The organism is Bradyrhizobium sp. AZCC 1719, from assembly GCF_036924525.1.
Lineage (GTDB): Bacteria > Pseudomonadota > Alphaproteobacteria > Rhizobiales > Xanthobacteraceae > Bradyrhizobium.
On record NZ_JAZHRU010000001.1, the window covers coordinates 6,735,975 to 6,750,351 of the forward strand.

The 14,377-nt window shown below is 61.5% G+C and carries 12 protein-coding genes and 1 pseudogene; 5 read left to right on the forward strand and 8 right to left on the reverse strand.

Going from position 1 to position 14,377, the window contains the following annotated elements:
• Nucleotides 1–164: 164 nt before the first annotated feature.
• Nucleotides 165–959 carry an ImuA family protein gene (locus V1292_RS31810; protein WP_334376498.1) on the reverse strand — a complete coding sequence of 265 codons (795 nt, stop codon included), beginning with the start codon at nucleotides 957–959 and terminating at the stop codon, nucleotides 165–167.
• A 208-nt stretch (nucleotides 960–1,167) separates the two neighbouring features.
• Here V1292_RS31810 and V1292_RS31815 point away from each other — a divergent pair, with 208 nt between their 5' ends.
• Complete coding sequence (locus V1292_RS31815) at nucleotides 1,168–2,529, forward strand: UdgX family uracil-DNA binding protein (RefSeq protein WP_334376499.1); 1,362 nt, start codon at nucleotides 1,168–1,170, stop codon at nucleotides 2,527–2,529.
• Between the two features lie 257 nt (nucleotides 2,530–2,786).
• Here the strand turns inward: V1292_RS31815 and V1292_RS31820 are convergent, their stop codons facing one another.
• A complete protein-coding gene (locus tag V1292_RS31820; protein ID WP_334376500.1) occupies nucleotides 2,787–3,257 on the reverse strand; it encodes a VOC family protein in 471 nt (156 codons plus the stop codon).
• A 401-nt stretch (nucleotides 3,258–3,658) separates the two neighbouring features.
• Here V1292_RS31820 and ppk2 point away from each other — a divergent pair, with 401 nt between their 5' ends.
• The gene (ppk2, locus tag V1292_RS31825; RefSeq protein WP_334376501.1) at nucleotides 3,659–4,585 is read left to right on the forward strand and encodes a polyphosphate kinase 2; all 927 of its coding nucleotides are present in this window, start codon (nucleotides 3,659–3,661) and stop codon (nucleotides 4,583–4,585) included.
• 144 nt (nucleotides 4,586–4,729) lie between these two features.
• Here the strand turns inward: ppk2 and V1292_RS31830 are convergent, their stop codons facing one another.
• Complete coding sequence (locus V1292_RS31830) at nucleotides 4,730–5,902, reverse strand: M20 aminoacylase family protein (protein WP_334376502.1); 1,173 nt, start codon at nucleotides 5,900–5,902, stop codon at nucleotides 4,730–4,732.
• A gap of 173 nt (nucleotides 5,903–6,075) precedes the next feature.
• On the opposite strand from V1292_RS31830, the gene V1292_RS31835 reads away from it, so the two are divergent.
• Nucleotides 6,076–7,698: a GMC family oxidoreductase gene (locus V1292_RS31835; protein WP_334376503.1), complete on the forward strand. Its 1,623-nt coding sequence runs from the start codon at nucleotides 6,076–6,078 to the stop codon at nucleotides 7,696–7,698.
• Between the two features lie 52 nt (nucleotides 7,699–7,750).
• Here V1292_RS31835 and V1292_RS31840 read toward each other — a convergent pair whose 3' ends face one another.
• A complete protein-coding gene (locus tag V1292_RS31840) occupies nucleotides 7,751–8,017 on the reverse strand; it encodes a hypothetical protein (RefSeq protein ID WP_334376504.1) in 267 nt (88 codons plus the stop codon).
• Nucleotides 8,018–8,156: 139 nt separating this feature from the next.
• Between V1292_RS31840 and V1292_RS31845 the strand changes: the two are divergent.
• Nucleotides 8,157–8,249, forward strand: a pseudogene (locus V1292_RS31845) (tautomerase family protein); the annotation flags it as partial.
• A gap of 103 nt (nucleotides 8,250–8,352) precedes the next feature.
• Nucleotides 8,353–8,667, forward strand: a complete 315-nt coding sequence (locus V1292_RS31850; protein WP_334376505.1) for an EthD family reductase — start codon at nucleotides 8,353–8,355, stop codon at nucleotides 8,665–8,667.
• A gap of 317 nt (nucleotides 8,668–8,984) precedes the next feature.
• Here V1292_RS31850 and V1292_RS31855 read toward each other — a convergent pair whose 3' ends face one another.
• From V1292_RS31855 to grrM, 4 genes are all read right to left on the reverse strand, one after another.
• Nucleotides 8,985–9,137, reverse strand: coding sequence for a hypothetical protein (locus V1292_RS31855; RefSeq protein ID WP_214492169.1), 153 nt, complete (start codon nucleotides 9,135–9,137; stop codon nucleotides 8,985–8,987).
• 159 nt (nucleotides 9,138–9,296) lie between these two features.
• On the reverse strand, nucleotides 9,297–10,763 hold the full coding sequence (locus V1292_RS31860; RefSeq protein ID WP_334376507.1) for a flavin-containing monooxygenase: 1,467 nt from the start codon (nucleotides 10,761–10,763) through the stop codon (nucleotides 9,297–9,299).
• Nucleotides 10,764–10,844: 81 nt separating this feature from the next.
• Entirely contained in the window at nucleotides 10,845–13,034 is a 2,190-nt protein-coding gene (locus tag V1292_RS31865; RefSeq protein ID WP_334376508.1) for a hypothetical protein, read from the reverse strand.
• Nucleotides 13,035–13,063: 29 nt separating this feature from the next.
• Nucleotides 13,064–14,218, reverse strand: a complete 1,155-nt coding sequence (grrM, locus tag V1292_RS31870) for a cyclophane-forming radical SAM/SPASM peptide maturase GrrM/OscB (protein ID WP_334376509.1) — start codon at nucleotides 14,216–14,218, stop codon at nucleotides 13,064–13,066.
• Between the last annotated feature and the right edge of the window lie 159 nt (nucleotides 14,219–14,377).

Here is a 14,377-nt window from a genome sequence, read left to right on the forward strand (position 1 = left end):
TGCGGGGTCCGAGGCGAGCGGAGCTCGCTCTCGAGGCTAGGGAGAGGGGTAAGCCACGAGCACTGCCGTTGCCGCCACCCCTCTCCCCCGCCCTCCCCCACAAGGGGGGAGGGCGCGCACCGCCCGTGTCGCAGACAGCGTTGCACGATACCGCTTGGCAATTTTCAGCTTGCGCGGCGCTGGCCGGCGAAAGCTTGCGCTTGATGCGGTCGATGGGCAGGCGTGGCAGCCAGAGGCTGAGGATACGCCGACGGTTCACTGAATAGGCACTCATCACAATTCCATTCCATGATCCAGCGGCCGACCGGGCCATGACGGTTACGAACGAGCTGCGCGTCGAACACCGGCGCGCCCCACGCGCTCCACGGAGCTGACGGCGGCGAATGCGCCGCGCGCACGATCCATCTTGTCTCCGCGGTCGAGGGGCGCGGCTCCGCCGCCACCCGCAGCAGCAATGCGGTGACGCCGGAGGCTGCTGCGGCCAGCGTAAGCTTGCGGCTGGCGACGAGATCGAGCTGACGCGCCTGCCCCCAGACTTCCAGCACGACGGCGCCGAGCGCGTCGCAGGCCAGCGCATCGGCGGCGGTCCGTAGCGCGGCGTCGGTGTCAGTCGCGCGCACGGTGACGAGCAATCGCGGATCGAGCCCGAGTTCGGCGAGCCCGCTCATCGACAGCGCGCCCGATTCAATTTCCGAAAAATCCTGCCGTACCCAGACCAGCGGCTGGCGCGGCGACACCCTTCCCGCCAACCCTGCGATGAAGCCGGTTGCGGTCGCGCTCTGGTGTCCCTCGGCGAACACTTCATGCACCGCCGCGAGCGCAAGCCCGCCGTGCAGCACAGCATCCGCCGCCTTATGGCCAAGCGTAATCTTGTTGAGGTCATGCGCATCGCCATGCGCCTCCAGGCGCTCGATGCTTCCGCGCAAACTCGCAAGCGTGCTTGTGCGTGCGGTGCTCATCCGCCGTTCCTTCAGAAAATTGGCCTTTACCGCTTCTTCCCTAAGTGAACGCGCGGCTGGCTCATTTGTTCATGATATGTTCTAATATAAAGCTAACAGCGCTGGCAGAGTCAATCGAGATCGACGCTCTGGCGATTCATGAGCGGAATCAAAGGGATTCGTGGCCTCTACGACAACGGGGATGCCGGCGGAGAGGTGGAGTAAGCACATGCACCACATCACCCTCGATAGCGAAACTGATTTCGACGGCTGGCGCCAAGCGGCCCGCGCGCTGGCGCTGAATGACGTGAAACCATCCGACGTGAGCTGGCGTGTGGCTGCGCCCGAACTGTTCGCGCCGACCGCGCCGCCGCTCGAGCCGCCACAGGGCACCTTCAACGTGCCGGCCAGATTCGTCGAACTGGCGGAGGTTGCCATCCTGCACCGCAGCCCCGAGCGCTTCGCCCTGCTCTATCGCCTGCTGTGGCGGTTGCGGACGCATCACGATCTGCTTGAACTCGCGACCGATGCTGACGTGGCTGAGATCACCGCGATGGCCAAGGCCGTGCGCGGCGACGAGCACAGGATGCATGTCCTTGTCCGCTTCCGCGAAATAGGCCGCGAGCAGAAATCGCACTTCGTCGCCTGGTTCGAGCCGGAGCATTACATCGTCGAACTGGCCGCCCCGTTCTTCGCGCGCCGTTTCGCCGACATGCCCTGGTCGATCCTGACGCCTGATCTCTGCGCGCATTGGGACGGCCACGTCATCTCGTTCACGCCGGGCGTCGGCAGAAGCGAAGCCCCTGGCGCGGACCGGCTGGAGGAAACCTGGCGGCGCTATTACGCCAGCATTTTCAGTCCCGCCCGGCTGAAAGTGCAGACCATGCAAAAGGAGATGTCCCGGAATTACTGGCGGAACCTGCCGGAGGCTTCATCGATTAAACCCCTGGCAAGCGACAAGGCAAGCGAGATGCCCCGCAAACACGCCGATGATCTCGAGACGCTGCGCGAAGAAGCCGCCGATTGCCGCGCCTGTCATCTCTACAAGAATGCCACCCAAACCGTGTTCGGCGAAGGCCGGCAAACCGCGCGGATCATGCTGGTCGGCGAGCAGCCCGGCGACAAGGAAGACCTCGCCGGAAAGCCGTTCGTCGGGCCCGCGGGGCAAATGCTCGACCGCGCGCTGGAAGAAGCCGGCATCGACCGCCGCACGGTCTACGTCACCAATGCGGTGAAGCATTTCAAGTTCGTGCCGCGCGGAAAGATCCGCCTGCACCAGAAGCCGAACACCCCGGAGATCAAGGCCTGCCGGCAGTGGTACGAGCGCGAGCTGGCCGCGATCAAGCCCGACCTGGTGGTGGCAATGGGCGCAACCGCAGCGCAAAGCGTGTTCGGGAAAATTACGCCGATCAACAAGAACCGCGGCCGCGCGATTGATCTCGACGACGGCACCAGGGCGTTGGTGACGGTGCACCCGTCCTATCTGCTGCGATTGCCGGACGCCGATGCCAAGGCACGCGAATATCGGCGCTTCGTCCACGACCTCAAAATCGCCGCCGACGTGCTGCGAAAATCGGCACATGCGGCCTGAATTCCGCCAATCCAATAGCCGCAATTTCTGGTGAAATATAACGGGAAAAATTGACAATCCCGCCTGCAACTATTAATTGATAGGTGACACAATCGCATTCTCAAGGGAATGTGGCAAAGGAATGTGGGACGTCTGCTCACGCTATGATGCTCCCACATGGTCGACGCGCTGCGCGGTTCCCTACCTCCAGCCCCGGCGCCGTGCAGCGCGCGACCCACTTTTCTCTCCGCGCTTGGGTTAGCCCAGCGGCGCGAGTCCTAACCTCTCGCCACGGCCTCCAGTTCTGCAATATCGAACTTGACCATCTTCAGCATGGCCTCGGCAACGCGCTTGGCTTTTGCGGGATCGGGATCGTTCATCAACTCGCCGAGCCGTTTGGGCGCGATCTGCCAGGAGAGGCCCCAGCGGTCCTGCAGCCAGCCGCATTGCTCGATCTTGCCGCCTTCCCTCAGGGCGTCCCACAAGCGGTCGATCTCGGCCTGCGTGTCGCATTCGACCATGATCGAAAAACTGTGGTTGAACGGGTCGAGGGGCCCCGCCTCGATCGCCATGTAGCGCTGGTCGCCCAGGGTAAAGGCCGCGATCTTGACGCTGCCGGGCGGGCCGCTCGGGCTCTCGGCAGACAGCGACGAGACCCGCTGGACTGACGAGCCGCGTATCAGCGAGGTGTAGAAGCCGATCGCGGCCTCCATGTCCTTTTCGAACCAGAGATGCTGTGTGACCTTCATCGACGCTGCCTTTCTCCATCAGCTACTACCCGGCGCACGGCCGCTCCTGTGACAAGGACGGATGGAGGAGGCGGCGTTCCGACAGGGGCGATCAAAAATATTGTGGAATTTCCTTGGACCACCTGTGGCCTGGATAGCGCGCATCCCTGGCCGTACGCGGCCGGGATAGCCCAACTGGGTGCTACCCTGCCGGCCGCGATCTGCCTGTCGGCGAGCCTCCACGTACTGCTCTCGGTTCTGACGCCATCGGCGATGCGGTCGGGGCAGGCCCCGACCGATAGCGGGAGACCGGAACCAAACTGCGGCCTTCTGCTTTCAGCAAAGTACCTGATGGATGATACGGCAGGGCATCGACGTTCACACGTCACGCGAACCCAACAGCTCTGCAGCCGGAGCCCGCCATGACCAAGAAGTCCCCGAAGGGCACCAAGCTGATCCACGACCCGATTCGGGAGGAAATGCTGGACAGTTTCGATGAAGAACTGGAACTTGAGATCGACGACGATCGCCTCGATGCGCTGACCAATGAATTTGCCGACCATACGGCAGAAGAGACGATCGATCGTCGCGTGTACTTCAAGGAATTATTCCGTCTGCAGGGTGAACTGGTAAAATTGCAGACCTGGGTGCAGCACCACCAGCTCAAGGTGGTGGTGATTTTCGAGGGGCGCGATTCCGCCGGCAAGGGCGGCGTCATCAAGCGCATCACCCAGAGGCTCAATCCGCGGGTCTGCCGCGTCGCGGCACTGCCGGCGCCGAATGAGCGTGAGCGCACCCAATGGTACTTCCAGCGTTACGTTTCGCATTTGCCGGCCGGCGGTGAGATCGTGCTGTTCGACCGTAGCTGGTACAACCGCGCCGGCGTCGAGCGCGTGATGGGCTTCTGCACCGAAGATGACGTCGAAGAATTCTTCCGGTCGGTGCCGGAATTCGAGCGTATGCTCGTGCGCTCCGGCATCACCCTCATCAAGTACTGGTTTTCCATCACCGACGAAGAGCAGTATTTGCGCTTCATGATGCGGATCCATGATCCGCTCAAGCAGTGGAAGCTCAGCCCGATGGATGTCGAATCGCGCAGCCGCTGGGAGCAATACACCAAGGCCAAGGAAGCGATGCTGGAGCGTACCCACATTCCGGAAGCTCCCTGGTACCTCGTCGAAGCCGATGACAAGAAGAAGGCACGATTGAACTGCATCGCGCATCTGCTCGAACAAATTCCCTACCAGGAAATCAAGCGTGAGCCGGTGGTGCTGCCGCCGCGGGTTCGCAATCCGGAATATAGCCGCGGACCGATTCCACCCGAAATGTACGTACCTTCGCGCTATTGAGCGCCGCGCCGTATTTTCAGTATGTCTTCTGCCCGTCCGGCTGCATCCCGAACAAAAATAAGGAAGGCCCGCACTGGAGATACGGGCCTTCCTTGATGTGACCTCGCACTTCACGTGCGGTCGAAGTTGAAGTGGCGCGCGCCCTTACGACGCCGCCAGCTTGTTCTCGACCAGCTTGATCCAGTACGAGGTGCCGTACACGATCGCCTCGTCGTTGAAATCATAGGCAGGGTGATGAAGCCCCGCGCTGTCGCCGTTGCCGCAGAAGATGAACGCGCCCGGCCGCGCCTCCAGCATGTAGGAAAAATCTTCCGCGCCCATCAGCGGCGGCATCTCGTGGACGTTCTGGGCACCGGCCACCTCCTTGGCCACTTGCGTGGCGAACTCGGTCTGCTCGGCGTGGTTCTTGGTCACGGGATAACCGCGCTCGTAAGTGAGGTCGATCTTGGCCCCGGTCATCCTGGCTACGCCCTCACACACCTCGCGCACCCGCTTCTCGACCGTTTCGCGCACTTCCGGCGTCAGCGTCCGCACGGTGCCTCGGAGTTCCGCGGTGTGCGGGATCACATTGCGGGCGTTGCCGGCGTGGAACTCGCAGATCGAGATTACCGCCGACTCCAGCGGATCAATGGTCCGCGAGACGATCGACTGCAGGGCGGTAATGAGCTGTGAGCCGACGAAGACGGAATCGATGCATTTGTTGGGGCGCGCGGCGTGCCCGCCGAGCCCCTCGATCTTGATGTCGATCGAGTCGGTTGCCGCCATCACCGGGCCGGAGCGGATGGCGAAGGAGCCGACCGGAATGCCCGGACCGTTATGCATGCCGTAGACCTGCTCGATCCCGAACCGGTCCATCAGCCCGTCCTGGATCATGGCGGCCGCGCCCGCGCCGCCCTCCTCGGCCGGCTGGAAAATCACGACCGCATCGCCGGCGAAATTGCGGGTTTCGGCGAGGTACCGCGCTGCACCCAAAAGCATCGCGGTGTGACCGTCATGGCCGCAGGCGTGCATCAGGCCCGGCGTCTTGGACGCATGAGGAAGGTTGGTCGCCTCTTCGATCGGCAGCGCGTCCATGTCGGCGCGAAGCCCGATCACCTTGATCTCGCCGTTGCCGGGCTGCTTGCCCTTGATGACGCCGACAACGCCGGTACGGCCAAGGCCGGTGGCGACCTCGTCGCAGCCGAATTCGCGCAGCCGATCGGCCACGAATGCTGCAGTGCGGTGCACGTCGTACAGCAACTCGGGATTTTGATGGATAACGCGGCGCCAGGCCTGGATATCGGGTTGCAGATCGGCGACGCGGTTGACGATGGGCATGGGAATTCTCGAACCTCAGGTTGGAACGTTAGACCTCTGTAGCATGCAAGCGGCGGTCCACCCAACAGAGCCTGGAGACGCCGCCCATTCCCGGACGTCATGGCCGGGACTTGTACGAGCCATCCACGTCTGACTATTAGGCATAAGGGGCGCGTGATGGGCGGAAACTGAGCATGCCGAAAAGGCTTGAAGGCGATTTCGATTATATCGTGGTGGGCGCGGGCACCGCCGGCTGCATCATGGCCAACCGGCTGTCGGCCGATCCCAAAAACCGCGTACTGATCCTGGAGGCCGGCGGCAACGACAACTGGATCTGGTTTCACATCCCCGTCGGCTACCTCTTTGCGATCGGCAATCCCCGCTCGGACTGGATGTTCAAAACCGAGCCGGAGCCCGGCCTGAACGGCCGCTCCCTTGCCTATCCGCGCGGCAAGGTGATCGGCGGCTGCTCCGCCATCAACGCGATGATCTCGATGCGGGGCCAATCAGCCGATTACGATCACTGGCGCCAGCTCGGCCTCACCGGCTGGGGCTATGACGACGTAAAGCCGCTGTTCAAGCGGCTGGAGGATCATTTCCTCGGTGAAAGCGAACATCATGGCATTGGCGGCGGCTGGCGCATCGAGGCGCCGCGGCTGTCGTGGGAGGTTCTCGACGCGGTCGGCGACGCCGCCCAGGAAATGGGCATCAAGCGCATTGCAGATTTCAACACCGGCGACAATGAAGGCGTCAGCTATTTCCACGTCAACCAGAAGCGCGGCCGCCGCTGGTCGTCCGCGCGCGGTTTTCTCAAGCCGGTGCTGAACCGCGCCAACCTGCGGCTGGAAAAGCACGTGCTGGTCGACCGGCTGATTGTCGAAAACGGCCGCGCCGTCGGCGTGCGCTTTATCCAGGGCAATGAGGTGATCGAGGCCCGCACCAAAGGCGAGGTCGTGTTGTGCGCGGGATCGATCGGCTCGACGCAGGTGCTGCACCGCTCCGGCATCGGTCCAGCCGACTGGCTGTCACCGCTCGGCATAGATGTGGTGCTCGACAGACCGGGTGTGGGGCGCAATCTGCAGGACCATCTGCAGCAGCGCGCGATCTACAAGGTCGAGGGCGTCCGCACGCTGAACGAGACCTACTGGTCGCTGGTCCGGCGCGGGATGATGGGGCTCGACTATGCCTTCCGCCGCCGCGGGCCGCTGACGATGGCGCCCTCGCAGCTCGGCATCTTCACGCGCTCGGATCCACGCCGCGCGCGCGCCAATATCCAGTTCCACGTGCAGCCGCTGTCGCTCGACAAGTTCGGCGATCCCCTGCACCGCTTCCCCGCCATCACCGTGAGCGCCTGCAATCTGCAGCCGACCTCGCGCGGCACCGTGCGCATCCGCTCGGCAAAGCCCGACGAAGCGCCGTCGATCGCGCCGAACTATCTCTCAACCGACGACGACCGCCAGGTCGCGGCCGACGCCATCAGGACCACGCGGCGGTTGATGAAGCAGAAACGGCTGGCGCGGTATCGGCCGCAGGAGTACCTGCCCGGCCCGACTGTCGGCGACGATGATGCGTCGCTGGCAAAGGCCGCCGGCGATATCGGCACCACGATTTTCCATCCCGTCGGCACCGCGAAGATGGGGACCGCCAACGATCCGATGGCAGTGGTCGACGAGCGGCTGCGCTTTTACGGCATCGGCGGCTTGCGCGTCGTCGACGCGTCGGTGATGCCGACGATCACGTCGGGCAACACCAATACGCCGACGGCAATGATTGCGGAGAAAGGTGCGGAGATGATTTTGGAGGATGGGCGCAAATAGCTGCGTAACGAAGCAGCGCAGATGATCCAACGGGGCCTCCAGGCTGCTCACGCTACTGCGCCCGTCGATGATTCCTCGGCGCGACCGGCCTCTGCCGCAACCGCGGCGTGGGCACGGCCTCGTTGTAGTAAGCGTTGGAATTGTAATAGGCATTGGATTGATCGAACGACCGGTATGCCGGCCGGCCGCCGAGCACATCGGCATTGGGATGATAGAATGAATAAGCACCAGGCTCCTGGATCGCGGCTTGCGCGAACACGGGCGTTGCGATCGCGGTCATCAGAAACGCCGCGGCGAGTGTTGGGATAGACTTGGTCATTGGTGATATCCTCTTTTATCGTGAAATCACTCCATCCAATTGGGTATCGCACCGCAAAAGCGGATAGCTGGGCGACGGCTCTCACCGCGATTTGAAAAGCCGTGCTTGAAAGCGCGCGATGGCGTGAACGCGCGCAATCATCATCATCGAGGAAGTCGACACCGACAATTGGGGTTGGGGCGGCCTGCCCGCTCTGGAATATCGGCGGAGACGTGCCGCGGCGGCAGGATGAGATGAAGGCCCGCCGACTTCCGGTTGCAAGATCCGCAAAACTGACACAGATTTCGGGCATTGCCGGAGAATAACGGCGAACGCGAGAATCGGAGGGCACGTCCATGATCAAGGTAAGCGTAATGTATCCCAATACGCCCGGCGGGCGCTTCGATCACGACTACTACCGCGACAAGCATATGCCGCTCGTGAAAGCGCGCATGGGTGACGCCTGCAAGTCCTACACGGTCGACAAGGGCCTGGCCGGCGGCGCGCCCGGCGCTCCCGCCACTTATGTCGGCATGTGCCACATCTTCTGCGACTCGATCGAGGCGTTCCAGACCGGCTTCGGGCCGCATGCCAAAGAGATCATGGCAGACATCCCGAACTATACCGACCAGGCTCCGGTGATCCAGATCAGCGAAGTCGTCGTCGGCTGATGGCGCAGCCGCGGCTCGCAATGATGTAGCAATGAAGTAGGGTGGGCAAAGGCGTGAAGCGCCGTGCCCACCATCTATCATCGAGCATGTTTTGTGATGGTGGGCACGCTGTCGCTTTGCCCACCCTACGAGACCGCCGACTGATTTGCCTTGCGCGCAAGCACAATCTCGATGCACCGCTGCGGCAAATCGGATGTTGTCTTGCCACGATGGTCGACGACTTTCCTTCAACAACTAACGCACGTGGTTAGGGGTCCCTGCGCCGAGTGCGCGATTGCGCACGGAGGCAGGGACGACGGACGGGACTACCGTTCGCCTTACCCCCGCAGCGCCTGCAGTCCCTTGAAGGTCAACCGCTTCGGGTCGCGGACGCCCGCCAGATAGAACTTGCGGATGAAGGCGGCTGCGGCCTCACGGTCGCAATCGGTCAGCGCCACGATGGCGTCGACGGCAATTCGTTGGGCGTCCATGGGCTTCCTCGTGCTGTCAGGGGCCGCAAGCCACACAGCGTGCGACACGCCGGTTAATCCGGCGTTAACCGTGAGGACATGTTGGACGATTCGAAGCCATCTACGTATACGCGAAACGACGCATCGGATGGCCGGACGCACCCTCGCAAGGTGCTTCGCTCACGAATACTGCATCACGCCATCATCGACCTTGCCATAGCGGAGCGTGACGATGTCGAGCGCGTAGTTCTGGTACAGCCGCCACGGCCGCTTCGAGCCCTGCTTGGGCAATTTGGCGATCGAGCGCTGCACATAGCCGGAGGAGAAATCCAGCGACGGCAGTTCGGTGACCGACGGATCGACATTATGCGGCATGCACTGCTTGTAGCCCTTGCGGTCCATATAGTTGATGAGCCGGCAGACATATTCGCAGGTCAGATCGCATTTTAACGTCCACGACGCGTTGGTGTAGCCGAACGCCGCGGCCAGATTCGGAATGTCCGAATACATCATGCCCTTGTAGTTCAGCGTTCGCGCGAAATCGACCGTGCGGCCGTCGACGCTGACTTCGAGCCCGCCGAGCACCTGCAGAACCAGCCCGGTCGCGGTGACAATGATATTGGCCTCAAGCTCGCTGCCGTCCTTCAGCTTGATGCCGCTCCTGGTAAAAGTGTCGATCTCGTTGGTGACGACGGAGGCGCGCTTGTCGCGGATCGACTTGAACAGATCACCGTCCGGCACCAGGCAGAGCCGCTGCTCCCACGGATTGTAGCGCGGCGTAAAGTGCTTTCCGACATCGTATTCCGGCCCCAGCGCCATCTTGACGCCGCCGAGGATCAACTGCTTGGCGCGCTCGGGCTTGCGGCGGCAGAGCTGAAAGAAATACATGCCGAACAGCACGTTGCGCCAGCGGATCAGGTGATAGGCGAGCTTGGCGGAGAGCTTCTGGCGCAGCTTGTTGGCGAGCGCATCTTCGGCCGGCCGCGCCACCACGTAGGTCGGCGAACGCTGCAGCATCGTGACGTGCGCAGCGGTCTTGGCCATCTCCGGCACCAGCGTCACGGCGGTCGCGCCCGAGCCGATCACCACCACGCGTTTTCCCGCATAGTCGAGGTCGTCGGGCCACTTTTGCGGATGTACGATCTGGCCGGCGAAGTCCGCCGTGCCCGAAAACTCCGGCGTGTAGCCTTCCTCGTATTTGTAATAGCCCGAGCACATGAACAAGAAATTGCAGGTGAAGCGCACGGTCTCCGCCGCGCCCTCGCCGACGTTGCGTTCGGCCTCCACCGTCCAGCGCGACTCTGGCGACGACCACGAGGCGCGTTTGACGCGGTGCTGGAAGCGGACGTGCTTGTCGATGCCGTTGTCGGCAGCGGTCTCGCGAACGTAGTTCAGGATCCGCGGCCCGTCCGCGATCGCCTTCGGCTCGGTCCACGGCCGGAACGAATAGCCGAGCGTGTACATGTCCGAGTCGGAGCGGATGCCGGGATAGCGGAAGAGATCCCAGGTGCCGCCGATGCAGTCGCGCCCCTCCAGGATCACGTAGCTCTTGCCCGGGCACTTCTCCTGCAAGTGATACCCCGCGCCGATGCCGGAAAGGCCGGCACCGACAATCAGGACGTCGAAATGTTCGTTGTGCGTTTCCATGACCCGATTAACTCCCGAACCATGGAAAAATCAACCGACAAACCAGCGTCTCCGACTTCCACGATTCGTCGTGTATCGAGATCAGGCGACAGTCCGCAAGTGTGGCACGATCGGTTGGCTGCTGGGCTGCGCGTTCATATTATCCGCCAGCCGTGCACGGAATGTTGGATATCGCAATGCTTCGAGCGGGGAAAGCTTCGCCAGATCGTAAAGCGGTTCGCGCAGCCAAGCTTCCCTTTCCTGCTGCTCTTTCGGCACGTAGTCCGGCAGCTTCCTCAGCGTCAAGCTGTCCCACAATTCCTGCCGCCTATAGAGCAACACCGAGACGGCAAAGACGCCAGCCATCGCTGCCCACATCAAGCTCGCCAACAGCGCGTTCGGCCATTGCCGATGAACCGCATTGACGAGGGTCACGTAGTTCTGCAGAGCAGCGAATGTCGGCTTCAGATTCTTGATCTGCCCCTGCAGGTTATACAGGTTTGGCAGCACATCGCCCTTGAACGGTATGGTCTTCAAATATTCGCCGAGTTCGCAGCCAGGCTTGAAGAGGCGTCGACCGCCTCCCAGGTCGCCCATGCTGTCGCACTCCGCCACGATCGCAGCCAGCGTTTCTGGCTGGTAGGTGCGGTTGACGATATTCGACTTCACCTCGTGCAACTTAGCGTCCAGATTATGAATGGCCGTCTGCGAGGCGGACTTGTGGAACCAGTTATCGTCCTCCCTGTTTGCTGCACTCGAGGCGCTGATATTGTTGAGGCTGGTGATGGCAGATTCGACGTATTGCAGCGGCGTGCTGTTCACGATGGTGTAATCCGACGGCCAGTACAGCACGAATGCAAAAACGAAAGCGATGGCCGAATAGATCCCGCCAGCATAGAGCACTGTCCTGAACAGTTCGGATGGATTTGTCCGGTACCCCACCCTCGCGGCGACCGCCTCCCTCGTCGGCGTCGAAGTCGCAGCCCAGCGCATCAACAGTTGAAACAGCAGGGTCGACGGAAGCGCCATGCCGAACGCCATCAGAAGCATCGCATAGAACCGCCCGCTTCCGCCCTGGTGAATAGCGAATGCCACAAGCGACGAAACAATTGTAACGACGATCGTGGTAACAATCGTGCAGCGGATGATGACATCCGAACTGTATTTCCAGTCGCCGCTCGCGAGCTGCTTCTCGCGCCAGCGGGTAACGAAAAACGCCGTGAGCAGAAATACGAGGAAGGCCAGCGTGAGGTGCCATTTCTGCTCGATCGACTCATCATGAAACTGCATCGACCGGATTTTCAGCGCAATGAGGAAGACCGACGCCGTTGCTCCGAGATAGAACATCAGCTGAAACATGAATGTTGCGGACGACCGTGGCGCGGGTGTGCTGACATTGAGTTTGAGCGATCTCAGCTTGGCATTGACGGCCGTTTCGTTTTCGCACGCACGCCACAGGATCGATGCGAGGAATACCGCGAGCGCATTCTTGAACGCGTCGATCTTCCGGGCCGTACCTTCATCGGGGTCGCCACGATCCAATTCCTTGGCCAGCGCGTCACGCTGGTCGCGCACGAAGCCAAACGCGCGCTCGTTCTCCGGTTGCCTCATCACCGGTTTGAACTGATCATCGCGATCACGCAGCAATTCCAGCCGCGAATAGAGAAACTTGGCGCGAATCCAGTTCTGCCTGGAGCCCTCCTGATTGTCTTGCACCAGGCTCAGCGTTGCCGGGGAGAACTCCCCAGCAGCCCGCAGCTCTTCATCCGCAAGAGGAAAGCTCCCGTCGAGCGCGACCGAGAGGTTGGTCACGGCATAGGGAATATAGGCCGCTTCATGGGCAATCGACCGCAACCACCCTTCCATCCGGCCGAGATATTTGTTGTCGTCCCGGCTTCCGATCAAGGTGATGATGGAGGTCGCCGCAAGCGGCCAGACCGAATTATCGATCTTGCTGTCCGAACTGCCGGGAAGGAAGGACAGGATCGGCGCAATCGCGGTCGGGCCGATCGCCAAAAGAATGAAATAGAAGCCCAGCATCAGAGCAATATAGATTCCCAAACCCTTCATGTATCTCGAATGAGAGGTCAATGACTCCGGAGCAAGCTCGATGAATTCGCCGATTGTCGTCTTGGCGTAAGTGGGCACCTTGTAGTGATCAGTCGAGAAAACAACCACCACGAGGACGCCAAACAGGAACGACGCAATCTGCGGTCCAGTGATCTGCTGAACGAGAGGGACATACTGCGTCCACTCGCACAAGGTGGAAAGAAAAGCGGGGCATTGCGTCATCGTAGCCCTCCATCGAAAATAACTTTCGGCTAAGCGTGCTGCTCTGCGAAAAATCTCGGACTGGAAATAAACTGGTCCTCAGGCCTCTGCCGCGCCCAATGAACAAATTTGCGGAAGGCCTCGGCCGCCGGTTGCACGGACAACCTGCAGAATTCGGTCTCGGCCGACTCCAGCGAGCCGTTTTCCTGCATCTTGTTCGAGGGAGCACCGCCGCCGCAAACCGCAAAGTATCGACAGCGCGCCCGGCAGAGATCAACGCCCTTGCGGATTTCCGCCTGAGTGCGGGCTACAAGAGCGCTGGCAAAAATCCGGTCGAAATCATCAGTCAGAATGTTTCCGAAATTGAAATTGCGATGTGCCTGCGAACGCACTTCCATGAATTCCGGCGAGAACGTCGTCACATCGCCGTTTGCCGCAACGACCAGCACCTGCCAGGCATCGATCTGCTCGTTATGCAGCTCGCCGCCGGCAAGGATGCTGGCCATCCGTTCGACCTCCTTGATGTGAAGCGGATACCGCTCGGTATAGGCGCGCTTGAGCAAGCCAAGCAGGAATTCAGCGCTCCCCTGCCTCTGATCCTTTCCGTTGAACGAACTAGAGGCATGACAGCCTTCTGCCTCGTCGATCGAGAAGGACACGTGGGTAATTCCGTTATCGCGATAGAACTCGAAATATTCGTCGACCGCCTGCAACGAAAGCGGATGGAGAACGGTGACCACTTTGGGACTGATGCGCGCGGCCTGCAGCTCACGCAGCGTTTGCATGACGAGCGACCAGGTCCCTTTGCCGCTCTTGGTCTTCCTGCGCGAATCGTGAAACGCCTGCGGCCCATCTATCGACAGCCCGATCCGGGTCTCGGTTTCCTTCAGGAACGGGATCCAGTCCCGTCCCAGCGCAATTCCGTTGGACTGGACCGTGAAGCTCGCATCCGTGGGCGCGGTCCGGCGCAGTTCGGAGTATGCCCGACGGTACCAAGAGACGGGAACGACCGTCGGCTCACCAGCATGCCAGATGATGGCAGGCGCGGCGTCTGGAGAAATGCGCGGAAGGACCTTGTCGCGGATGGCGCTCAGCACTCCGGCGCTCATGACCGATCGATTGTCCCGGCCGCGCAGATAGCAGTAATCGCAACTGATGTTACAGAAGGGCGTCGGTTGCAGCACAATGAGGACGGGTCGCCACATCGCTCAACACCTTCGCCAAACCCCACTGAAGCAGTTGAAGAAATTGGCCCACTGCGACAATTGGATCCGGCTCGGCTCCGCGCTGCTCTCTGTTCCGCCGGACGCATCCGGATAGCTGCGCAACGTATCTGCGAGACTGCCAGAACGGAAAAATTCTGC